Origin of the sequence: Flavobacterium sp. (assembly GCF_043773265.1) — a bacterium.
In the GTDB taxonomy this organism is placed as follows: domain Bacteria; phylum Bacteroidota; class Bacteroidia; order Flavobacteriales; family Flavobacteriaceae; genus Flavobacterium.
Genome location: NZ_JAYVFH010000260.1, coordinates 1 through 23,049, shown reverse-complemented (window position 1 = coordinate 23,049; position 23,049 = coordinate 1). Strand labels below are relative to the sequence as shown.

Annotated in this window: 21 protein-coding genes; 14 read left to right on the top strand and 7 right to left on the bottom strand. The window is 29.0% G+C overall.

Features of this window, described 5'->3' with window-relative positions; translation table 11 throughout:
• Positions 1-2,698, top strand: a 2,698-nt coding sequence (locus tag ACH2BO_RS13920; RefSeq protein WP_395045337.1) for a beta strand repeat-containing protein, incomplete at its 5' end; no start/stop codon positions are given.
• Positions 2,699-2,912: 214 nt separating this feature from the next.
• Complete coding sequence (locus ACH2BO_RS13915; protein WP_395045336.1) at positions 2,913-5,318, top strand: hypothetical protein; 2,406 nt, start codon at positions 2,913-2,915, stop codon at positions 5,316-5,318.
• A gap of 71 nt (positions 5,319-5,389) precedes the next feature.
• On the opposite strand, the gene ACH2BO_RS13910 is transcribed toward ACH2BO_RS13915, so the two are convergent.
• From ACH2BO_RS13910 to ACH2BO_RS13895, 4 genes are all read right to left on the bottom strand, one after another.
• The gene (locus ACH2BO_RS13910; protein ID WP_395045335.1) at positions 5,390-6,700 is read right to left on the bottom strand and encodes an ABC1 kinase family protein; all 1,311 of its coding nucleotides are present in this window, start codon (positions 6,698-6,700) and stop codon (positions 5,390-5,392) included.
• 24 nt (positions 6,701-6,724) lie between these two features.
• Positions 6,725-7,396 carry a TetR family transcriptional regulator C-terminal domain-containing protein gene (locus ACH2BO_RS13905; RefSeq protein WP_395045334.1) on the bottom strand — a complete coding sequence of 224 codons (672 nt, stop codon included), beginning with the start codon at positions 7,394-7,396 and terminating at the stop codon, positions 6,725-6,727.
• A 150-nt stretch (positions 7,397-7,546) separates the two neighbouring features.
• Positions 7,547-8,242, bottom strand: a complete 696-nt coding sequence (locus tag ACH2BO_RS13900; RefSeq protein ID WP_395045333.1) for an OmpA family protein — start codon at positions 8,240-8,242, stop codon at positions 7,547-7,549.
• 18 nt (positions 8,243-8,260) lie between these two features.
• Positions 8,261-8,731: a lipocalin family protein gene (locus ACH2BO_RS13895; RefSeq protein ID WP_395045332.1), complete on the bottom strand. Its 471-nt coding sequence runs from the start codon at positions 8,729-8,731 to the stop codon at positions 8,261-8,263.
• A 281-nt stretch (positions 8,732-9,012) separates the two neighbouring features.
• Here ACH2BO_RS13895 and htpG point away from each other — a divergent pair, with 281 nt between their 5' ends.
• Positions 9,013-10,899, top strand: a complete 1,887-nt coding sequence (gene htpG, locus ACH2BO_RS13890) for a molecular chaperone HtpG (protein ID WP_395045331.1) — start codon at positions 9,013-9,015, stop codon at positions 10,897-10,899.
• A 60-nt stretch (positions 10,900-10,959) separates the two neighbouring features.
• On the opposite strand, the gene ACH2BO_RS13885 is transcribed toward htpG, so the two are convergent.
• On the bottom strand, positions 10,960-12,657 hold the full coding sequence (locus tag ACH2BO_RS13885) for an adenylate/guanylate cyclase domain-containing protein (protein WP_395045330.1): 1,698 nt from the start codon (positions 12,655-12,657) through the stop codon (positions 10,960-10,962).
• Between the two features lie 157 nt (positions 12,658-12,814).
• Positions 12,815-13,147: a hypothetical protein gene (locus ACH2BO_RS13880; RefSeq protein ID WP_395045329.1), complete on the bottom strand. Its 333-nt coding sequence runs from the start codon at positions 13,145-13,147 to the stop codon at positions 12,815-12,817.
• A 190-nt stretch (positions 13,148-13,337) separates the two neighbouring features.
• Between ACH2BO_RS13880 and ACH2BO_RS13875 the strand changes: the two genes are divergently transcribed.
• Positions 13,338-14,225 carry a YitT family protein gene (locus ACH2BO_RS13875; protein ID WP_395045328.1) on the top strand — a complete coding sequence of 296 codons (888 nt, stop codon included), beginning with the start codon at positions 13,338-13,340 and terminating at the stop codon, positions 14,223-14,225.
• Positions 14,226-14,341: 116 nt separating this feature from the next.
• A complete protein-coding gene (locus ACH2BO_RS13870) occupies positions 14,342-14,746 on the top strand; it encodes a DUF2721 domain-containing protein (RefSeq protein WP_395045327.1) in 405 nt (134 codons plus the stop codon).
• 11 nt (positions 14,747-14,757) lie between these two features.
• Here the strand turns inward: ACH2BO_RS13870 and ACH2BO_RS13865 are convergent, their stop codons facing one another.
• Positions 14,758-15,351 carry a murein L,D-transpeptidase catalytic domain-containing protein gene (locus ACH2BO_RS13865; RefSeq protein ID WP_395045326.1) on the bottom strand — a complete coding sequence of 198 codons (594 nt, stop codon included), beginning with the start codon at positions 15,349-15,351 and terminating at the stop codon, positions 14,758-14,760.
• 139 nt (positions 15,352-15,490) lie between these two features.
• Between ACH2BO_RS13865 and ACH2BO_RS13860 the strand changes: the two genes are divergently transcribed.
• The 9 genes from ACH2BO_RS13860 to ACH2BO_RS13820 form a co-directional block, all read left to right on the top strand.
• Positions 15,491-16,393 carry an EamA family transporter gene (locus ACH2BO_RS13860; RefSeq protein ID WP_395045325.1) on the top strand — a complete coding sequence of 301 codons (903 nt, stop codon included), beginning with the start codon at positions 15,491-15,493 and terminating at the stop codon, positions 16,391-16,393.
• 79 nt (positions 16,394-16,472) lie between these two features.
• Positions 16,473-16,826: a DoxX family protein gene (locus ACH2BO_RS13855; protein ID WP_395045324.1), complete on the top strand. Its 354-nt coding sequence runs from the start codon at positions 16,473-16,475 to the stop codon at positions 16,824-16,826.
• 36 nt (positions 16,827-16,862) lie between these two features.
• On the top strand, positions 16,863-17,597 hold the full coding sequence (aqpZ, locus tag ACH2BO_RS13850; RefSeq protein ID WP_395045323.1) for an aquaporin Z: 735 nt from the start codon (positions 16,863-16,865) through the stop codon (positions 17,595-17,597).
• A 76-nt stretch (positions 17,598-17,673) separates the two neighbouring features.
• Positions 17,674-18,276 (top strand): alpha-ketoglutarate-dependent dioxygenase AlkB family protein, encoded by a 603-nt coding sequence (locus ACH2BO_RS13845; RefSeq protein ID WP_395045322.1) that lies wholly within the window; start codon positions 17,674-17,676, stop codon positions 18,274-18,276.
• Positions 18,277-18,346: 70 nt separating this feature from the next.
• The gene (locus ACH2BO_RS13840) at positions 18,347-18,802 is read left to right on the top strand and encodes a protease complex subunit PrcB family protein (protein WP_395045321.1); all 456 of its coding nucleotides are present in this window, start codon (positions 18,347-18,349) and stop codon (positions 18,800-18,802) included.
• Positions 18,803-18,870: 68 nt separating this feature from the next.
• Positions 18,871-19,698 carry a sterol desaturase family protein gene (locus tag ACH2BO_RS13835; protein WP_395045320.1) on the top strand — a complete coding sequence of 276 codons (828 nt, stop codon included), beginning with the start codon at positions 18,871-18,873 and terminating at the stop codon, positions 19,696-19,698.
• Positions 19,699-19,799: 101 nt separating this feature from the next.
• Positions 19,800-20,075 (top strand): TIGR03643 family protein, encoded by a 276-nt coding sequence (locus ACH2BO_RS13830; RefSeq protein WP_395045319.1) that lies wholly within the window; start codon positions 19,800-19,802, stop codon positions 20,073-20,075.
• Between the two features lie 143 nt (positions 20,076-20,218).
• Positions 20,219-21,151, top strand: coding sequence for an alpha/beta hydrolase (locus ACH2BO_RS13825; RefSeq protein WP_395045318.1), 933 nt, complete (start codon positions 20,219-20,221; stop codon positions 21,149-21,151).
• A gap of 36 nt (positions 21,152-21,187) precedes the next feature.
• A partial coding sequence (locus ACH2BO_RS13820; protein WP_395045317.1) for a peptidase M61 occupies positions 21,188-23,049 on the top strand: 1,862 nt, incomplete at its 3' end.

The following is a 23,049-nucleotide window of genomic DNA, read 5'->3' as shown; positions in this document are numbered from 1 at the left end:
ATTAAAAAAAAAATATTTTTACTTTATTTTATTATTTTCACAAATAGTTTTTTCTCAAGTTGGTGTAGGAACTACATCCCCAAACGCTACCTTAGACATTAAAGCAAGTAATCAAGAATCACCAGCAAATAATGATGGTGTTTTAATACCTAAAGTAAACATGTTTACAGCAACAAACCCAACAGCTGCACAACAAGGAATGTTAGTTTACCTTAATACAAGTATATCTGCAACTTATCAAAAAGGTTTTTACTATTGGGATTTTCCAACCTTAACTTGGATTGGAATTTCATCTACTGCCAATGGAGATAAAGATTGGTTTAAAGTAGGAACAACAACTGCACCAAATAACATTTCTGATAACATGTTTCATATTGGAAATACCGCTATAGGAAAAAATACCGCTAATTTTCCATTAGAAATTTCATCATCTAGTTTTGATATTGGAGTTAATAATGATTTTAATAACGCTACAACAAATAGTATTGATAAATCTGGAATTTCTAATACAGTTAGAGGAACAACTAACGACAATAGTTTTGGATTAAAAAACAATTTAACTTGTTCTGGAACAGGAACTCATTACGCTAATTACAATTTACTTTCTGGTACAGGAACAGGAGACCAATTTGGAACTTTTTCCACAATTCCAAATACAGGAAATGGAACTCATTATGGTAACTATTCAGAATTAACTGGAAGCGGAATGGGCGCACATTTTGGTGCTTATAATTTAATTTATATAACCAATAACAGTAATAGTACTCACACTGGTGTACATAATCAAATTAGTGGTACGAGTAACGGTGAAAAAAATGGTACAATAAATGAAGTTATGAATACAGGAAACGGTGTACATGTTGGTACAAAAAATTTATTAAATGGCTCGGGAAGCGGCGTTAAATATGGAACTCAAAATTATGTAAATACTTCTGGAACGGCAAACAATCTTGGTATTTATAATCAATTAACAGGAACTTCGTCAGGATATATTGTAGGTCTTGAAAATAATATTTCTAATAATAACAACGGTAATCATTTTGGAATAAATAATTCATTAGGTGGTTCTGGTGATGGTTTAACAGTTGGTATATCAAGCACAATTACAACTAGTGGAATTGGAGATAATTATGGTACAAACAATGAAATATATAGTTCAGGAAGCGGTAACTATTGGGGTTCAAGGAATATTATTAATAGTAACGGAAATGGCACTTACTTTGGGAATTGGAATCAAACAGATGGACCTGGAACAGGAACAAAATATACAAATTATAATTTGATTGGTTCTTTATCTGGTGGTACCCATTATGGTGTTTACTCTTCGGTATTAAAACCTGGAGCTACAAACTTTGCAGGGTATTTTCTTGGTAATGTTGGTATTGGTACAACAACAGCCAATACTTATACTTTACCAGCATTTAGAGGCACAATAAACCAAATTATGCAAACCGACGCAAATGGAGTTGTAACATGGATAAATCCGAGTACAGCACTTAATAGTTTTGCTTGGCTAACAACTGGTAATTCTGGAACATCTTCTAATACCAATTTTTTTGGAACAACAGACAATATTGATATTGTTTTTAGAAGAAATAATAGTAGAGCTGGTTTTATTGGAGATCCAACATATGATGCGAGTTTTAATTACAATAACGGAAATACTTCATTTGGAGCAAATTCGCTTCTAAATCCAACAATTAATATTGCTTCACAAAATGGTGTAAGAAATGTTGCATTTGGTTCTAATATAATGCCAGGTTTAACAACTGGTAGAATAAATGTAGGCATGGGTGATTTTGCATTATTTTCAAATTTAACTGGAATAGGAAATGTTGCAATAGGTTCGGCAGCATTATTTTCTAATTCATCTGCTGGTTCAAATGTTGCTATTGGAAGAAATGCCTTAACAACCAATAATGCAGATAATAATACAGCTGTAGGATTTGCGTCTTTAAGACAAAATGTTATAGGAACAAACAATACTGCAATAGGTTTTGAATCATTGAGAGGAGTTTTGGGATCAGGAAGTGTTGGAATTGGATATCAAGCTGGTCGACTTGAAGCAGGAAGTAATAAATTATATATAGAAAACTCAAATGCTGATGCCAACAACGCATTAATATATGGAGAATTTGACAATAATATCGTCAGAGTAAATGGCGGATTACAAATTAACAATCAAGCCACAACAGGTTATAATTTTCCAGTTACCAGAGGAACGCTTAATGGTCAAACACTTCAAACTGATGCGGTTGGAAATGTTACTTGGAAAAATTCATTAAATAATCTATCTTTAGTTAGAACTAATTTAACTGCCAATCAAACTGTTGGTTCTGTTGGATGGCAAAAATTAAATTTTAACTTAATACAATTTGATACTAATTCAGAGTTTAATACTGGTACAAATCAATTCGTAGCAACAAAAGTTGGATATTATGAAATAAATGCTGGTTTTCATACTTTTAATAAATCGGATGCCGAATATTATGGAATTGCAGTTTATAAAAATGGTGTAGAATATCAAGAAACTTCTTCTCATCATTATGGAGATAAACTAATTTCGAGAACAATTAATTGTAGTATTAGATTAATTGTAGGCGACATAATTGAAATTTATATGCATAATGGAAATGCGCCAACAACTATAGATGGATATATCGGAAAAACTTACTTCGAAGTAAAACAGATTAATTAAAATCATAACTGTCTTTAGTTTAGATTGTTGTATAATTATTTTACTAAATCTTACAATTTAAGTTGTTTGAAATAAAAATTAAAAATAATTCAACATTTTGACGTTATTTACATACATTTTATCGATTATTTAAACAACCTTACATACTATATTTATTTTTTTAGTAATTTTATTAAGATTATTTAATTAAATTAAATCATTAAATATAGATATTATGGAAAAGAAAAAATACCTATTACTAGTATTGATATTAAGTATAAATTTTAGTATTGCTCAAGTAGGAATTGGCACTACTTCGCCAGATGCACAATTAGATATTCGTTCAAGTAATCAAGTTACGCCAATCAATACTGATGGTATTTTAATTCCCAAAGTAGATTCTTTTCCTGTAATTAATCCTACAATAGCTCAACAAAGCATGTTGGTTTATTTGACAACTGCTACAACATTTGGTGGAAACCCAAAAGCTATTGGTTTTTACTATTGGAATAATGCTCCTGCAGACTGGATTGGAATTTCTTCAACCATTAATGGTGATCACGATTGGTATGAAGAAGCTACAACAGTTGCTCCAAATGCAATTACCGATGATATGTTTCATACAGGAAATGTGGCAATTGGTAAAAACACAACGAATTATCCATTAGAAATTAATGGTGCAGGATTTAATAGAACATTAAATGTTACAACTACAAATAATGTTACAGATGGTGTTTTTAACGCAAGTTTCTTAAATGATTATTCTGGTAGTTCAGACGATGATGTATATGTATCAAGAAATACTTTTTCTGGAGCGAGTTTAGGCAATGTTATTGGTAATTCTGTACAGCTAAGTTCCTCTGGAATAAATCCTTTTTTTGGTAGTTATAACGTAATTGCAAATTCTAGTGCTGGTTCTCATATTGCAGTTCAAAATTCACTAGGTTTTAGTACAAATACTAACACTGGAGTTAGAAATTTAATGCAAAACATAACTACAAACGGAAGTTTTACAGGAGTTTCTAATGAATTATACAACAATACAGGAAACGGAACAACTGTAGGTGTAAATAATTTATTAGGAACGTCTGGAACCAATCCGGTAACAGGAACAAATACAAGTATTATTGGTTCTGGAAATGGTACACAATTAGGCAATTACAGTTCAATTTCTAATACAGGAAATGGAGTTCATTATGGAGTTCAAAATAACCTTTCTGGAACTGGAACTGGAATAAAATATGGAGATTATAATTTAATAAATACTGCTGCTGGCGGAACTCATTATGGAGTTTATTCTAATGTTTTAAAACCTGGAGCAACCAATTTTGCAGGATACTTTCTAGGTAATGTTGGTGTTGGAACAACTATCGCAAATACTTATACTTTGCCTCCTTCAAGAGGAACAGTTGGTCAAACAATGAGAACCGATGGCGCAGGAAATGTAACTTGGGCAAACAATAGTGATTATGCTTGGAGTACACTTGGAAATGCTGGAACTAGTATAGCAACTAATTATTTTGGAACAACAGATAACAATCCTATTGGTATTAGAACTAATGCTTTAGAGAGAATGAGAATTTTAGCAGATGGAAGAGTTTCTATTAACAATACTGCTCCTGTAGTGACAGATTTATTAACTGTAACAACCTCAGGAACATTAAATTATGGAATAAACGGTTACAATAATCTTACCAGCGGAAGTGCTATTTATGGAATAAATTCTAACACTGCAAATACATATTCGGGAATTGAAGGAGCTACAAATTCTGGAATTGGTGCTGGTATTTTGGGAACAAGTTATGGAACTACTGCAGCTGGATTAACTCCAACAGGAATTGTAGGTCAATATTCGGGAACTTCAACAAATGGTGTTAGATATGGAGTTAGAGGTTATTCTGCTCAAGGTGGCGGTAATCAACAAATTGGTGTTCAAGGTTCTTATAATGGAGGTGGTTTTGGAATTGGTGTTTATGGAATTGGGTTTGGAGGCGGAATAGTCGCTGGAAACAATGATATTGCTGTTGTTGGCTGGAGAGCTAATAACCAAAATTATAGTGGCTATTTTAATGGCAACCACGTTATTGCTAACGGTACAAAAACTGCAAGCGTAGGAACCAGTAAAGGAAATCAACTTTTATATGTAACTGAATTACCCGAAGTTTGGTTTGAAGATGTTGGTGGTGGACAATTAGTAAACGGAAGTATACATATTCAATTAGATCCAATGTTTATAGAGACTATTTTTGTAGATGAATCTCATCCAATGAGAGTTTTTCTTCAAGAAGAAGGTGAAAGTAATGGATTAATAGTTATTAAGGATGCCGACAATAAAGGTTTTACAGTAAAAGAAAAAAATGGTGGAACATCTAATATTACTTTTTCTTTTAGAATAATGGCCAAACGTCTTCATTTTCAAGACCATCGATTTGGTAATGATCCACTTTGGGGTGAAGGTGATACTAGACAATACAACCAATATGCTACTCCACCACCAGTAGATTATACTCAAAATGTGAAATTTCAAGAAGAGCAAAAAAGAAATTACAAACCAACTCCAATGCCAAAAGGTTTTATAGATTATTTCCAATTACAAGAAAATGCAATTAAAATAGAATCTAAAAAGGAAAATCTTAAATAATATAAAAAAAATAAGAGCGAAAACTCTAAGTAGAGAATCGCTCTTATCAACCTAACCAATAAACAAACTTATTATATTATATACTTCTCAAAATTCTTTGTATCAACACGCGCTTTTAAATCGTGTAATAAATTGTATAAACCAAAAAAAGTTCTATTTATATACAAAAAATGTTTTGAACCTCTATTACCGTTCATCTTTCTTAACTGTGTGTCTTTAGCAAAATCTTCTCCCATTTTTGCAATTTGTTCAAAGAAATTATCATCAGAGAAATCGAAGAAATCTCCATGAAATGGTTTTGTAAACAAACTCAACAAATCATGAAACAATTTGGTAAAATAAACAATTTCATCTTTTGTATCATCCAATCTTAAAATTTCTAATTCGTATAATTTTTCATTGAATAATTTTGGATTATCAATCACTATAGGATTGGCAAGTTCAAAATAAGGAACGTAAAACTGATTTGGAATTTGTTTTATACAACCAAAATCAATTGCAACTAGATTATCATCTTTGTCAATTAAGAAATTTCCAGGATGTGGATCGGCATGAACTTGTTTTAAATGATGAATTTGATACATATAAAAATCCCATAGTGCTTGACCAATTTTATCTCCTTTTTTTCTGTCTTTATTAATTGATGTAAATTCCGACAAATGTTGTCCGTCAATCCATTCCATCGTTAAAATTTTTTCTGATGATAACTCTGGATAATACTTTGGAAATCGCAAAAATTCAATTTTTTTACATAATTCAGATATTTCTATACTTTGTTTTAATTCTAAAATATAATCGGTTTCTTCCAACAATTTATCTTCAACTTCCTTAAAATACTTATCAGAATCTTTTCCTTTTATATTAAACATTCTAATAGCAAATGGTTTTACTAAAGCCAAATCCGAACTTATACTATCAGCAACACCTGGATATTGGATTTTCACAGCAAGATTTTTCCCATCTTTGGTTGCCTTGTGTACCTGACCGATACTTGCAGCATTCATAGAATCTGGTGTAAAAGTGTCGTATAAGTTTTCTGGATATTGACCTAAATATTTTTTAAATGTTTTTCTAACTAATGGTGCCGACAATGGCGGAACTGAAAACTGCGACAACGAAAATTTATCTACATATTGTTGTGGCATAATGCTTTTATCCATACTCAACATTTGTGCAACTTTCAAAGCACTGCCTTTTAAATTTTTTAATCCATCATAAATATCCTCGGCATTACTTTCGTTTAATTTATCTCTGTTTAACTTCGGATTTACTATTTTTTCGCCATAATAAGCAACATAGTTTCCTCCTACTTTGAATCCGGTTTTTACCAATTGACTAGCTCTTTCAATTTTTCCTGTTGGAATTTTATCTAATGTTTTCATACTTGTGCTGAATTTATTTCAGTATTAATTCATTTTTTCTTTCCAAAGGAATTTTCCTAAATCGAATAAGCTTTCTAATGGTTTTGTGTCTAATAAATCAACTACTGTATTGACAGATTTTTCAATCAACACATCAGTTTTTTCAAAACCTTTAGAAGTATCTTCCATCCAAAATTTTAATAATAACAAAAACTGAAGCCATGCACCTTCAGCAAAAATGGGTTTGGTTACTTTGGCTACTTTATCATTTTTGGCTGAAGATTCTGACTCAATTATAGTTACGATAAAATTTTTAAAATGGTTTCTAAAAAGTTTTAAATTTTTTAAATTTTTTAATCCTTGCTTATTTTCTTTAAGTGAAAACATCACAAAGCTTCTGTTTATAGTCAACAATTCAAACAATGTGAAATATAATGTCAATAATTTATTTTTATCTGAATATCCTTCAAATGCTTCTTCTTTATGAATTGTTTCTAATGCATTTTCAAAGAACTTTACCCAAATTTGTTGCTTTAAAGAATCTAGTGAATTAAAAAATGTATAAAATTCTGTTTCATTAATTTGGTTTTCTTTACAAAATGAAAATACATTTTTGGGTTCGTCATTTTTTTCAAGAACATACTCCATGTATTTAGAAATAATTGTATTGTCATCAATTATTTTCTTTTTAGTATTTGTTTTCTTTGTTGCTTCCATAAAATAAAATGTTTTTGTAAAGTTATTAATAGTTAAAGTATCAATGATTTAAACTAAACAGAATGTTTTGTTAAATATCGTTCAAAATATTTGAAAATAAAAAAGCGCTCACAAAAGTGAACGCTCATTATCTATTAAAAAATAAAAATATTATCTTCCTGCTTCTTTCTTAGCATCTTCAATCATTTTTTCATTGGCAGTAATTGCAAACTCAACTCTACGGTTTTGACTTCTACCTTCTGGAGTTTCATTAGTTGCAATTGGATCTCCAATTCCTAAACCAGTTGTAGTAAATCTGGCAGTGTTTATACCTTTTCCTGCTAAATATGATTTTACTGATGCTGCTCTTTTTTCTGATAATGTTTGATTGTATTCAACTGTACCAGTGCTATCTGTATAACCATAAATAACAATATCTGTGTCTGCATAACTTTTAAAAACTGGAACCAATTTGTCTAAATTTGCTTTTGCTCCGCTAGTTAAAGTAGATTTATTAGTGTCAAATCGTACTGAATTTTCACCCAAAACCAATTTAATTCCTTCTCCTACTCTTTCAACTTTTGCTCCAGGTAAAGCAGTTTGAATTTCACGAGCTTGTTTATCCATTTTATTACCAATTACTCCACCAGCAACTCCACCAATAACACCACCAAGAACAGCGCCAAGAGCACCATTTCCTCCTTTACCAAGATTGTTTCCTAAAACTGCGCCAAGAACACCACCAGCTACTGCACCAATTGCAGCACCACGTTGTGTTCTATTTGTGTTTTTGACTGATTTACAACTACTTAAAATAATTGAAAAACTTAAAATTGCAACTAAACTATATAATGTATATTTTTTCATCTTTTTATTTATTTAAAATTAATTTCTAGAAAATTGATAAATCACTTCAATATTTTTTCCACCAACGTTTGCATTATCAACCAATTGAAATGAATTGTCTGATACATTAGCAAGTTTTAAAACATATCCTTCTAATACTTTTTTAGATTTAGTTTCATTAATAATTTTCATTACATATTGTCCTTCTTTGTTAATAAACCAAGTTATTGGAGAACTAAATGCTGCACAACCTGAATTGTTTAAAGACATATCACCTTTGTTATTATTAGAAATAAATTTCCATTGACTACCAACAAAACATTTAGAATCGGCAACATCAAACGAAGTTACTTTGATATAGTCTGAACCAGGATAAGTTACAGAAGAAATAGTCCAATTTCCTTTAAGAGCAACTTCTGCCTTATTATTTAATTTTGTGTTTGTAGCCGATTTTGACTTACAACCAAAAATAAATATGGCAATTAATAAGAGAAAGAATGTTTTTTTCATTTTTTTATTGTTTAAGTTAATTAGTTACAAAATTAAATAATTCATGGTTTTATATCTAGGTTAAATAACCCAAATAATTTATTAATTATATAGGTTAAAACACCATAAAATTAATTATCAAATCTGTAAATACAAAGATAAAGAGGTTTTATATTTAACACTTATATAATTATATATATTAATTGTAGAAATCCCACTACGTCAATTTGTCATATTTCTAGCTTTGGTATTGAATTTGAAATAGAGAAATGATAAATTGTTTAATCTAAAAAGTTCAAAATATGTCAACAGGAAAAATTAATGTTTCAGTAGAAAACATTTTCCCATTAATAAAAAAATTTCTTTACAATGATCACGAAATATTTCTTCGTGAATTGGTTTCAAATGCAACAGATGCAACTTTAAAATTAAAACATTTAACAAGTATTGGAGAAGCCAAAGTAGAATATGGCAATCCAATTATTGAAGTAAAAATCGATAAAGAAGGCAAGAAACTTCATATTATTGATCAAGGATTAGGAATGACAAGTGATGAAGTTGAAAAATACATCAATCAAGTTGCTTTTTCTGGTGCCGAAGAATTTTTAGAAAAATATAAAGATTCTGCCAAAGATTCTGGAATTATTGGTCATTTTGGATTAGGATTTTACTCTGCCTTTATGGTTGCTGAAAAAGTAGAAATTATTACCAAGTCATACAAAGACGAACCAGCTGCGCATTGGACATGTGATGGAAGTCCTGAGTTTACTCTTGAAGCATCAGATAAAACTAATCGAGGAAGTGAAATTATTCTTCATATTGCTGAAGATTCTTTAGAATTTCTAGAAGAATATAAAATTAAAGAATTACTTACTAAGTATAATAAATTCATGCCAGTTTCAATTAAATTTGGAACTAAAAAAGAAACCTTACCAAAGCCAGAAGATGCAGCAGATGATTATGTTGCACAAGAAATTGAAGTAGATAACATTATTAACAATCCAAATCCAGCATGGACTAAACAACCTGTTGATTTAACAGATGAAGATTATAAAAAATTCTACCACGAGTTGTATCCAATGCAATTTGAAGAACCTTTATTTAATATTCATTTGAATGTTGATTATCCTTTTAACTTGACTGGAATTTTATATTTTCCGAAAATGTCTAACGACATGCAATTACAAAAAGACAAGATTCAAATGTATCAAAATCAAGTTTTTGTAACCGATAATGTTGAAGGAATTGTTCCAGATTTTCTAGGTATGTTGAAAGGCGTAATAGATTCGCCAGATATACCGTTAAACGTTTCTCGTTCTGGCTTGCAAGCAGATAGTAATGTTAAAAAAATATCTAATTATATTACACGAAAAGTTGCAGATAAATTAAAAGCATTATTTACAGAAAACCGTGAGGATTTTGAAAAAAAATGGAATGATATTAAAATCGTTTTAGAATATGGAATGTTGTCTGAACCAAAATTTTATGAAAAATCTGCCGACTTTGTTTTGTACCCAACGGTAGATGATAAATATTACACATTAGCAGAATTAAAAGATGCATTAACTGAAAATCAGACCGATAAAAACGGAAAATTAGTAGTTTTATATTCTTCTAATAAAGATACACAACATGGTTATGTTGAAATTGCTAAAGAAAAAGGATATGAAGTTTTATTTTTAGATTCTCCAATTGTTTCACATTTAATTCAAAAATTAGAAGGTGATAATCAAAACATGACTTTTGTTCGTGTAGATTCAGACCATATTGATAAATTGATTCAAAAAGAAGAAACACAAATATCTAAATTATCAGAAGAAGAGCAAGGTAATTTAAAAACTGTATTAGAAGAAATTGTACCTAAAACAACTTATTCTGTTCAACTAGAACCAATGGACAGCAATGCTGCACCATTTATGATAACACAACCAGAATTTATGAGACGAATGAAAGAAATGAGCCAATCTGGTGGTGGCGGAATGTTTGGCATGGGAAATTTTCCTGAAATGTATAATTTAGTTGTCAATTCTAACTCAGATTTGGCTTCTACAATTTTAAACACATCAGATAAATCTGTTCAAGAAGGTTTGGTTAAACAAGCTCTAGATTTAGCAAAAATATCTCAAGGGTTATTAAAAGGTGAAGAACTTACAGCTTTTATTAAAAGAAGTTTCGAACTCATTAAATAATTAGAAAATAGCCAAAAGGCAATAGTTTTAAAACCTGCTTGTAAAAACTTGCAGGTTTTTTTATTGAATACTATTTTTTACAAAATACATTTTCATCATTCCTCTATTTTTTACTTCAATTTCACCACGATAATCACAGGCAAAATCATCTTTTATCAGTTCATAAGTATTTTGAGAAATGTTAATTTTTCCTGGCTCTGAACAATATTCCATTCTAGAAGCGATATTTACAGTATCACCCCAAATATCATAAGCAAATTTTTTAGTACCAACAACACCAGCCACAACTGGACCAGAATTGATTCCGACGCGAATTTCAAAACGTGTTTCATTCTCGGTTTTCATTTTTAAAGAATCATCAACAAAGCATATGATTTCTTGTGCTGCAAGTACCATTTTATAGGCATGATCAGTTGTAACAAAAGGTAATCCTGCTGCACACATATAAGCATCGCCAACGGTTTTTATTTTTTCTAATTCATATTTTTGCATTATAGCATCAAATTTAGAAAAATAGTAATCAACACTTTCAACTAATTTCTCTGGCGATAAATTTTCGGCATATTGAGTAAAACCTTTAAAATCTGTAAATAATACAGTTACTGATTCAAATTTTTTGGCTAATACTTTACCATTTTGCTTGAGTTCATTGGCAGTTTGTTCTGGCAAAATATTTAGCAATAAATTGTCTGAACGATTCTTTTCTTCTTCAATAATACTTTTGGTTTTTTTAATAAATTGATATCTTCTAAACAATCCAATTGCCAATAAAAGAATAAGAAAAGTAGAAATTGCTGTAGCATAAATTATATTTTTTTGCCTTTTTACTTTTAGTTGTTTAATTTCTGAATCTTTTTCTAGCAAATCAACCTCAATTTGTTTTTGTGATACTTCATGATTGGTTCGCAAATCGGCCATTTGTTGTATAGCTTTTAAATTGGTTACACTATCTCTATATGCAATATGGTTTTTATAATGTTTAAAAGATTCTGAAGAGTTTCCTGCTTTTTGATAAAGTTCAGAAAGTTTTAAATTAGATTGACTTACTTGATCTTTTAATCCATATTTTTGAGCTAATTCTAAACTCCTTTTGGCATATTCAAGCGCTTCTTTTTGATGGTTTTGTTGTATTGTAATGTCCGAAAGATTGAGGAGATAATCAGAAATACCATAATAATCTTTCAATTCTTCGAGCATTTGTATAGATTGATTGATATTTTTCTTGGCTAAATTTATTTTTCCTTGATTGAAATATACTTTCCCGATTTCACCTAAATTATAGGCAATACCCATTTTATAATTGGATTTTTTAAAAATTGTTATCGATTCGTTGAAGTATTTCAATGCCAAATCGTATTTTTTGTTTTTTAAGTATTCATCACCAGCATTGAGTAAACAACTTGCTAAAGCAATATTATTATCTGTTTTTCTGAGAATTAAAATAGACTTGTTATAATATATTTCGGCGTTTACAGCATTTCCCATTACCGAATACACATCGGCAATAGCCATATATGCTGTACCTTGACCAACATTATATTTGGCTTTTATTGCAGCTTCTACACTTTTAATAAAAGCATCTAAAGCTTTGTTTAAATCTCCAACAAATTGTTGTTTGTTACCTTTTTGATAATAACCTCGATACAAATACAAATAGTTTTTTTTAGAATTAGAAAGTGCAATAAGTTCGTCGGCATATTTTAGTCCTAAGGCAGAATTGGAAACTTCATTAAAAGATAAATTTCTAAGCAATTCCATTTTTATGGTATCATTTAGAAATTTATTCTTTTTGTAAATAAGTAGTAAACTATCCGCTATTTTTTGATTTTGAGCATGACTTTGAATCAAAATCAAGAAAAAAAAACAAATAGCTATAGAGTTTTTAATATTATATTTTAAAAAACTCCAATTCATTTTAAGGATTTACATGTATTTTGGGATCGTGATAATACTTAACACCTGCAATTGTGTAAAGCACATTATAACTCTCTTCTTGTCCTGCAGTTGCTGCTACTGTGCCTTGATAGGAACCATCTGGTTGCTTTGTTGGATCGGGATTAAAAACATCTGTGGTTAAATCATTAATACCATTAAGCGAAGAAATTCCCGAATTTGGAAGTAGTTTCCATTTTACGGTATCACCGTTTTGAACATTTGTGGTAATGTCAGATCCATTACTTTGTCCATCGTTTAAAATAATTCCAGGACCATTTCCATCTAATCGAATTGTGATAACTGTTGTTGCCATAATTAATATATTTAAAGTTAATAAATACTTATTTATATACCATTAATTAAATTTGGCGGAGCAACCATTATAAGATTTGGAGGAGTACAAACTAATAGCACATCAAATTTACTATTTTTTTTTTATTAATTTAATATTTTTTTCATTAAATTAGTGTTTTTTTAAGAATTTATTTAAAAATAAATTAATCATGGATTCGAATTACCATACCATTAACTGGAAAGAAATATTTCTACCAAAAAACATTATTTTAAATTTAACTGGAGTTGCTTTTATTACATTGGCTTTAAAAGGATTTATGATTCCAAATAAGTTTTTAGATGGTGGTATCATAGGGATTTCTATATTAGTTCATGAAATTTCAAAAATTCCTTTTAGTTTATTGGTCTTATTTTTAAACCTTCCTTTTTTATTTTTAGGAAAACATTTATTAGGAAAAACATTTGCAATACAAAGTTTGTTTACTTTTTTATTATTGGCACTAAGTATGACATTTGTTGAAATTGATGCTGTTACTTCAGACAAATTATTGATTGCATTATTTGGTGGTTGCTTAATTGGAATTGGCATGGGATTGTGCATTAGAAGCGGTTCGGTTGCAGATGGTGTTGAAATATTGGCTCTATTAACAACTAGAAAAATAGGTTTGAATGTTTCTGAAGTTATTTTTGGCATGAATACTTTATTGTTTTTAACTGCTGCATGGTCTTTTGGAATATCAACGGCTTTATATTCAATAGTAACTTATTTTGCCGCTATAAAATCATTAGATTATGTAACTGATGGTTTAGAACAATTTACTGCTTTAAATATTATTTCATCTAAAAGTGAACTTATAAAATCCTTAATTGTAAAAAAATTTGGTAAAGGAATCACTATTATTAAAGGCGAAAGAGGTTATTTACCTAATAATTTTGAAGTAAAGCAAGACTGTGATATTATAGTAACAATAGTAACAAGATTAGAATTGTTGAGAATAAAAGAAGCAATTAGTACAATAGATCCAAATGCTTTTATGTTTATTCAATATATAAAAGAAGCTAGTGGTGGTGTGTTAAGACAAAAGCATAAACACTAAAAATATAAGCTTAAAGATTTGTGAGTTAAAATTTACAAGTTTTTTTGTAGATTTGAAATAAATATAAAAAAATAAATATTTTTTTAAAATTCAACACTACTTTTTATTCCAAAAAAATGACACTTTCTATAGAAACTCCAGCATTACTCTTTTCAGCAACATCATTAATACTTTTGGCATATACCAACAGATTCTTAACGATTGCTCAAATTATTAGAAGTTTAAAAAAAAATTATGATGAAAATCATAACAAGAGTATTTTATTTCAAATTAAAAATCTCAATTTACGCCTTTCACTCATTAGATACATGCAACTTTTTGGTGTTTTATGTTTGTTTTTATCAGTTTTTGCTATGTTATTGTTGTTTTTAAATCAAGTAACAATAGGTATTTATTTGTTTGGTTTAAGCTTACTTAGCTTATTAGTTTCCTTAGGAATTTCATTTTGGGAAATTAGCATTTCTGTAACCGCTTTGCGAATGCATTTGAGTGATTTGGCAGATGATAAAGATAAAAAGTAATTGTAAAAAAATTAGTCAACTATCCAAAGTAATACTGGTTTATCTGTTATTTTTAATTTAGCATCTAATTTTTTCATAAAATCATCAGAAACTGCTGGACAACCCCAACTTAATGGTGAAACATCTGGATAAATTTCTTCATTAGAAACTGAACTCCAAGAATGTAAAACCACTACTCTATTAACAGCACTGTTATTAGATTTTTCTAATCCGTGTAGCCAATATTTCACATTAATTCCCCAGGAACTATAATCTCGTTTACCTATTTTAAATTTGCCTTTCATTGAGCAATGACTATCATTTTTATTACTAAACTTGGCTTTTTCCCATTTATCAGGATTGACTTCAAATTTGTCACAACTACCATGAGTAACCAAGTTTTTATCTATTATTTTTTTAGTTTTAAAATCATAAACAAAAAATCTGTTTTTTCCTGGATGAATACTTAAGTCTAATAAAAAATAATACTCCTCATTAAATTTATTTTGTGTGCAATATTGAAAAGCTTCAGTATTTGTATTAGAATAATCTTTAATTGGAGTCTCAATTTTAGCGTTATTACAACATACAAAACTAATAATAAATAAAAATAAAATGTTTTTCATAAAAAAAAATGTTAGCAGTTTTAATAACTTATTTTTTGGCTTTTTATTTTAATCATTCAAGATAATTAGTAGCCAAAAATAAAAAAAACAATAAATTGAAACAAAAAACTATCTTTGTCGGCTTTTTAAATTTAAGAAAATGTCAAAAAATAATATATTAAAAGGAGTAATTTTAGTAGGATTGGGCGCAACCAGTTATGGAATGTTGGCTACTTTTGTAAAACTTGCTTATGATGAAGGTTTTACAACTGCAGAGGTAACTTCTTCTCAATTCATTCTTGGAATTATTGGAATACTAATTATTAATTTATTTCAAAAAACTAGAACTAAAGAAGCTGTTGTAAAAGCAAGTCCAAAAAACATTTTTCAATTGATGTTGGCTGGAACTTCTCTTGGCATGACAAGTGTTTTTTATTATTTATGTGTAAAATATATTGATGTTTCTATTGCTATTGTTCTATTGATGCAAACCGTTTGGATGGGCGTTTTATTAGAATGGATTTTAGATAAAAAAGCGCCTTCAACACAAAAAATAGTGTCTGTAATTATAGTTTTAATTGGTACAGTTTTGGCAACGAAATTGTATAATACTGATTTAAACATAGATTTTAGAGGTATATTTTGGGGTTTATTAGCAGCTGCATCATTTACAACAACAATGTTTACAGCTAATAAAGTTGCTTTGGGAATTTCATCTGCTCAACGCAGTTTGTATATGTTGCTTGGTGGAGCAATAATTGTTTTTGGTTTTGCGCTGTTCACACAAACAAATACATTTAATACAGCTATTTTTCTAAAATGGGGAATCGTATTAGCGTTATTTGGTACAATAATTCCGCCAATGTTGCTCAACGCTGGTTTTCCTAAAACAGGAATTGGTTTGGGAAGTATCGTTTCGTCTTTAGAACTTCCTGTTTCTGTAATGATGGCGTATCTAATATTAGATGAAAAAGTTAATCTAGTTCAATGGATAGGAATACTTTTTATTATTTTAGCCATTGTTATTATGAATGTTAACTATAAGTTTTTTACCAAAAAGTAATAATATTATCAAATTAATACTACAATTCGTTTTTTTTTGTTAATTTATTTCTACATTCGTAATTCTAATATGTTTATTTATGGACTATCCTTGGCATTTATTTATAATGACGCTTTTTTATATTGCTTCTGGAATAAATCATTTTAGAACTCCAACTTTATATGAAAAGGTAATTCCTCCTTTCTTACCCTATAAAATAATATTAAATGAATTTGTTGGTTGTTTAGAGATTATTTTTGCTATTCTTTTATTAATTCCAGTTACTTCCGCTATTGCAGCTTGGTCATTAATTATATTATTAATTTTAATTTTTCCAGCTAATATTTATATGTTATTTAGTAAAGAAGGCGGAATTGGAATTCCAAGATGGATATTGTTTTTACGTCTATTTTTACAATATTTCTTTCTTGAATGGGCATATTTATATACCTAATCAACAATTTACATTAATTTAATAAACTAAACTTTTATGAAAAAACTATTTGCAGAATTTTTTGGCACATTTTGGCTTGTTTTTGGCGGTTGCGGTAGTGCATTATTTGCTGCTGGATATACTACAAGCGATGGAGTTCATCTTGGAATTGGGTTTGCTGGTGTAGCATTAGCATTCGGATTAACAGTTTTAACAATGGCTTATGCTGTTGGACATATTTCTGGAGGACATTTTAATCCAGCTGTTTCAATTGGGCTTTGGGCTGGCGGACGCTTCTCTGCCAAAGATTTACTTCCTTATATTATTTCTCAATGTGTAGGTGCAATCGCAGCTGCAGGAACTTTATATGTTATATGGACAGGAAAGACCGAAAATTTAATAGATAACACTAAAGCTGGAGCATTTGCATCTAATGGTTATGATAATTTTTCGCCAGATGGATATTCAATGTTATCGTGTTTTGCAGCAGAATTTGCACTAACAATGTTTTTTCTTATAATAATTCTTGGAGCTACAGATAAATTTGCTAATGGTAAGTTTGCTGGAATTGCAATTGGTTTTGCTTTAACATTAATACATTTAGTTAGTATTCCAATTACAAACACATCTGTAAATCCTGCTCGTTCTTTATCGCAAGCATTGTTTACTCAAGGTGAACCACTTGGTCAAGTATGGCTGTTTTGGGTTGCTCCTGTTTTAGGCGCAATTGTTGGCGGATTGATTTATAAAAACTTACTTCAAAATCAAAGAAAAATAGGATTAGAAAATTAATTTCATAATTTTAATCTAATTATTATAAGAGAAAAATTAAATTTATAAGTTTAATTTTTCTCTTTATTTTTGTATTATGTTATCATTATTTACATCAGAAAAAATTGAATTTAATTTACCAAATTGCTCAATAGAATATTATCCTAATTTTTTTGGGATTGAAAAATCTAAAATGCTTTTTGACAAACTTTATTGTGAAATTCCATGGCAACAAGACAACATTACAGTTTATGGAAAAACACATAAACAACCAAGACTAACAGCACTTTTTGGAAACGAAGGAAAACCTTACTCTTATTCTAACATAATAATGCAACCAAGTTCGTGGAATGTAATATTAATGCATATTAAATTGGAAATTGAAGAAGTATGCAATGAAAATTTTACAACCGTATTACTAAATTTATACCGTGATGGCAAAGACAGTAATGGTTGGCATGCAGATAATGAAAAAGAATTAGGACGAAATCCAGTAATTGCGTCTGTGAGTTTTGGAGCAGAAAGAATTTTTCATTTGCAACACAACACAATACCAACCGAAAAACTAAAAATAACATTAAAAAATGGAAGTTTATTAATCATGAAAGGTGAAACACAACATTTTTGGAAACATCAAATTCCTAAAACTTTAAAAAAAATTGAACCAAGAATAAATCTAACTTTTAGAATTATTAAATAAATTTGAAAAAAATTAATTATCCTACGCAACCGTTTAACGATTTATTCATCTAATAAGAAACAAAACTATAATGAAAAACTTAATATTAATTTTAACAGTAACCGTTTTTTTAAGCTGTTCCAATTCAGACACTAAAACATCAACTTCTGATTTATCAATAACAGAAATTGGAAGCGGAAATCTATACGGAAATGGCGCTGAAGGAATTCTAGAATCTAGATTATTAATAACTAATTCTGTTTCTTGGAACGCACTTTTAAGCGAAATGAATAGTGTAAATAATGTTTCTGATTCTTTTTTAGAAACTAGTATAGATTTTGCAAATTATGATGTAATTGTACTTTTTGACCAAGTAAGAGCAACTGGTGGATTTGCAATTGAAGCAACTTCTGTTACTGAAAACACAAGCTCTATTATGGTCACTGTAAATTTACAAACACCAACAGGAATAGTACCTTTAGTGATTACACAACCATTTCACATTTACAAAATAGCAAAAACTACAAAACCAGTAATTTTTGAATAACAATTTTCGAAATTTATTAATTTAAAAATTGAATTAAAAGTTGTTATATTTGATTTTTATTCGTTTTTATGGAAAATATAATTCACTATTTTAATTCAATTTCTTCCTTACATCGAGGTATAATTTTAGCATCAGGAATTGCTGTTTTTTGGTTAATTGAAAATAGTTATCCCTTTTTTAAATTTCAATATAAAAAATGGCATCATGCTGCAATAAACATCTTTTTTACACTTACAACCATTATAATAAATTTTGCGTTAGCATTTATTTTACTTCAAGTATCAAACTATGTTTCAAATAAAAATTTTGGAATTTTACAATGGTTACCTAAAATGAATATCTGGATTTATACAATATTAGGATTACTATTAATGGATTTTGTTGGAGCATATTTGGCGCATTTTACAGAACATAAAATAAAATTCCTCTGGCGTTTTCACTTAGTTCATCACTCTGATACTTATATTGATACAACATCAGCCAATCGTCATCATCCTGGCGAAAGTGTACTTAGATTTATTTTTACAACTTTGGGCGTTTTAATTATTGGTAGCCCAATGTGGATGGTTTTTTTATATCAAACATGTTCTGTAGTAGCAACACAATTCACTCATGCAAATATATGTTTACCAAGAAAACTTGATAAAATCATGAGTTATATAATTGTATCACCAGACATGCATAAAATACATCATCATTATAAATTACCATATACTGATAGCAATTATGGTAATATTTTTTCTGTTTGGGATAGAATTTTTGGAACGTTTTTATACTTAGATAGAGAAAAAATAGTTTATGGAATTGATACACACATGAATCCAAAAGAAAATAATGAACTATTGAATTTGCTTAAAATTCCTTTTCAAAAAACAAGAAAACCAAAAGAAAGTTAATTTTTTTTTTAATAATTAAAAAAGTGATTATTTTTTTTCATAATATTGGTATATAATTTGATTAATAAATATAAAATTAACATTAAAGTGCTTTTCAACTAATGAAAAAAAGTAAAAGAGTAGAACTAGACTATGAACAACTAGAACGAGTTGTTAGCATGGCTCAAGAGGAAAAAAAACCTTTTGAAGTATTAAAAGAAGAATTTGGTATCTCAGAAAATGATGTAACCGAATTAATGAAGAAACGTCTATCTAAAGACAAATTTGAGCTTTGGAAAAAGAAAGTTACTGCAAGTAAGCCCAAACCCAAACCAGCTGTTATTGATGATTTTGATGACTTAGATGGAAAATATTATATGAAAAATAAATTAGATTAAAAATTTAACTCCTATATAAGTAAAGTTTATTTTAATATACAGATACACATAAAAAAATCTCGAAACGATAAGTAATTATCGTTTTTTTTATATAATTTAGTTGCTTATTTAATATGAAACTTTAAATAATAAAACCTAAAAAAATGAATAAATTTTTATTTATATTGTTAATTACAACACTCTCATTCTCACAAGAATCAACAATTTTAACACAAGAAATTGAAATTAATCCTTTGATAAAGGGAACATTGTTTTCGCCAGAAAAAGTAACAAAAAAAACAAAATTAGTAATTCTTATTGCTGGTTCAGGTCCAACCAATAGAAACGGAAATCAAGTTGGAATGTCAAATAATTCATTAAAATATCTAGCCGAAGGATTGGCTAAAAACGGAATTGCAGTTTTTAGTTATGACAAAAGAATAATTGCTTTAACAATTGCAAATAAAGTTGATGAAAAATCGTTGAGATTTGATGATATGATTACAGATGCTACTTCGGTTTTTAACTATTTTAAATCTCAAAAAAAATATAAAAAAATAATAATTGCTGGTCACAGCGAAGGTTCACTCGTTGGAATGATTGCTGCAAATAAAAACGCAGATGCATTTGTATCACTTGCAGGTGCTGGAAGACCAATTGACGAAGTACTAAATGAACAATTTGAAAAAAATTATCCAAAATTATCTAAAGAAGTAAAAGAATATTTATTGATATTAAAATCAGGAAACACATTTGAATTAAAATCTAAAGACGCAACAATAGCATCGGTTTTTAGAGAAAGCGTTCAACCCTATCTTATTTCATGTATTAAATATAACAGTCAAGCAGAAATAAAAAAACTTTCAATTCCTGTATTTTTAATTAATGGTACAAAAGATTTACAAGTTCCACAATCTGATGCACAATTGCTAAAAGTTGCTTATCCGAAAGCCCAAATTAATATTATAGAAAATATGAATCATATTTTTAAAGAAATTATAAATGACGATGACAATTTAAAATCATATAGTAATCCTAAAACGCCAATTATGCCAGAACTCATTGATAGTATTACTAAATTTGTAACAAAATTATAATTCAAACTACAAATAGCATTAAACAGAAACCCACAAATGAAAAAAATATTTTTAAGTTTAGCAATTGCAACATTAGTATTAAGCTGTAAAACTGGAACCGATTCAACTTCTAAAACTATAATTTCTGAAGTTGAAGTAACAATTGATTTGAACGCAATTGTTGATGATAAAGTAAAAGTAACTATCAAATCTCCAACAATATTAACTGATGAAGTTGTTTATAATATGCCAAAAATAATTCCTGGAACTTATATGGAAGATGATTATGGTCAGTTTTTAGAAGATTTTAAAGCAATTGACAAAAAAGGTAAGGCACTCGAAGTGACCAAATTAAACACCAATTCTTGGACAATAAAAAAAGCAAAAACTTTAGACAAGATTACCTATTTAGTAAACGATACTTATGATTCAGAAAAAGGTGGTGGTTTTGGAAACGAAGATGTTTTTTCGCCAGCAGGAACAAATATAGAAGTAGGAAAGAATTTTATGGTAAACAATCATGCTTTTGTTGGGTATTTTACAGACAAAAAAGATTTAACCTATAAAGTAACAATTCTTCATCCAGAAACACTTTTTGGAGCAACATCAATGAACGATGTTGACGCAAGCAATGCATCAGATGTTTTTATAACTCCAAGATATAATGAGCTAGTTGACAATCCTATAATGTATTCTAAACCAGATTATACATCCTTTACAGTTGATGGAATGGAAATTTTATTCAGTGTATATTCTCCAAACGGAAAGCACACTGCAAAATCTCTTTCATTAGATTTAGAAACTACAATGCGAGCTCAAAAGAAGTTTTTGGGACCAATAAACAGTAATAAAAAATATACAGTTCTTTTATATCTATCAGATATGAAGAAAAAAGATGCAAAAGGTTTTGGCGCATTAGAGCACAACACTTCTACATCAGTTGTTTTTCCAGAAATGATGCCTAGTTCAGCACTTGGTGAACAAATTAAAGATGTAGTTTCTCATGAGTTTTTTCATATTGTAACTCCATTAAGCGTCCACTCTAATGAAATTCATTATTTTGATTTTAATACTCCAAAAATGTCAAAACATTTATGGATGTATGAAGGTGTAACTGAATATTTTGCCAATCTTTTTCAAGTAAATCAAGGATTAATTGACGAAAGTGAATTTTATGAAAGAATGGTTGGAAAAATAAAAAATGCCTCAAAAATGAACGACAAAATGCCATTTACAAAGATGAGTGCAAACGTTCTTGTAAAACCATATAAAGATCAATACTTAAACGTATATGAAAAAGGAGCTTTAATTGCCATGTGTTTAGACATTACAATTAGAGAAAAAAGCAATGGAGAAAGAGGAATTTTAGATTTAATGCAAAAATTGTCCAATGAATTTGGTTCTTCAAAACCATTTTCGGATGATGTATTATTTGATAGAATTGTTGCTTTAACCTATCCAGAGGTTGGTTCATTTTTAAGCACTTATGTTGATGGAGAAACACCAATTCCTTATGCTGAATATTTTGCAAAAATGGGAGTTACCAATTCTATAGTTAAAAAACCAGGAAATCCATTTATAAACAAATCATCACCATGTATTTCTGGAATTCCAGCTACAAAAGAGATTGTAATAAGAGCAAATGTTGACTTGACTCCTTTTTTAATTAATATGGGATTAAAAGCAGATGATATTATTTCATCCATAAATGGAAAAGATTATACTATTGATTCTATTTCAGACATGATGGCAGAAGTTCAAAACTGGAAAGAAGCAGATCTAATAACAATGAAAATTAAAAGAAACGGAAAAGCACAAACATTAACTGGTAAAGTTATTATTCAATACACAGAAACTCTTGGATACAACGCATCAGATTTTAGTAAAAATAATTTAAAAGAAGCTTGGCTTAAAGGTTA

What these genes read in the sequence shown, in the direction of transcription:
- ACH2BO_RS13885 (WP_395045330.1), bottom strand. Translation starts at nt 12,657, where the DNA reads ATGGAATTGCTTAGAAATTTATCTTTTAATGAAGTTTCCAATTCTGCC.
- ACH2BO_RS13835 (WP_395045320.1), top strand. Translation starts at nt 18,871, where the DNA reads ATGGAAAATATAATTCACTATTTTAATTCAATTTCTTCCTTACATCGA.
- ACH2BO_RS13880 (WP_395045329.1), bottom strand. Translation starts at nt 13,147, where the DNA reads ATGGCAACAACAGTTATCACAATTCGATTAGATGGAAATGGTCCTGGA.
- ACH2BO_RS13830 (WP_395045319.1), top strand. Translation starts at nt 19,800, where the DNA reads ATGAAAAAAAGTAAAAGAGTAGAACTAGACTATGAACAACTAGAACGA.
- ACH2BO_RS13870 (WP_395045327.1), top strand. Translation starts at nt 14,342, where the DNA reads ATGACACTTTCTATAGAAACTCCAGCATTACTCTTTTCAGCAACATCA.
- ACH2BO_RS13875 (WP_395045328.1), top strand. Translation starts at nt 13,338, where the DNA reads ATGGATTCGAATTACCATACCATTAACTGGAAAGAAATATTTCTACCA.
- htpG (WP_395045331.1), top strand. Translation starts at nt 9,013, where the DNA reads ATGTCAACAGGAAAAATTAATGTTTCAGTAGAAAACATTTTCCCATTA.
- aqpZ (WP_395045323.1), top strand. Translation starts at nt 16,863, where the DNA reads ATGAAAAAACTATTTGCAGAATTTTTTGGCACATTTTGGCTTGTTTTT.
- ACH2BO_RS13915 (WP_395045336.1), top strand. Translation starts at nt 2,913, where the DNA reads ATGGAAAAGAAAAAATACCTATTACTAGTATTGATATTAAGTATAAAT.
- ACH2BO_RS13840 (WP_395045321.1), top strand. Translation starts at nt 18,347, where the DNA reads ATGAAAAACTTAATATTAATTTTAACAGTAACCGTTTTTTTAAGCTGT.
- ACH2BO_RS13845 (WP_395045322.1), top strand. Translation starts at nt 17,674, where the DNA reads ATGTTATCATTATTTACATCAGAAAAAATTGAATTTAATTTACCAAAT.
- ACH2BO_RS13825 (WP_395045318.1), top strand. Translation starts at nt 20,219, where the DNA reads ATGAATAAATTTTTATTTATATTGTTAATTACAACACTCTCATTCTCA.
- ACH2BO_RS13865 (WP_395045326.1), bottom strand. Translation starts at nt 15,351, where the DNA reads ATGAAAAACATTTTATTTTTATTTATTATTAGTTTTGTATGTTGTAAT.
- ACH2BO_RS13900 (WP_395045333.1), bottom strand. Translation starts at nt 8,242, where the DNA reads ATGAAAAAATATACATTATATAGTTTAGTTGCAATTTTAAGTTTTTCA.
- ACH2BO_RS13910 (WP_395045335.1), bottom strand. Translation starts at nt 6,700, where the DNA reads ATGAAAACATTAGATAAAATTCCAACAGGAAAAATTGAAAGAGCTAGT.
- ACH2BO_RS13895 (WP_395045332.1), bottom strand. Translation starts at nt 8,731, where the DNA reads ATGAAAAAAACATTCTTTCTCTTATTAATTGCCATATTTATTTTTGGT.
- ACH2BO_RS13855 (WP_395045324.1), top strand. Translation starts at nt 16,473, where the DNA reads ATGGACTATCCTTGGCATTTATTTATAATGACGCTTTTTTATATTGCT.
- ACH2BO_RS13905 (WP_395045334.1), bottom strand. Translation starts at nt 7,396, where the DNA reads ATGGAAGCAACAAAGAAAACAAATACTAAAAAGAAAATAATTGATGAC.
- ACH2BO_RS13860 (WP_395045325.1), top strand. Translation starts at nt 15,491, where the DNA reads ATGTCAAAAAATAATATATTAAAAGGAGTAATTTTAGTAGGATTGGGC.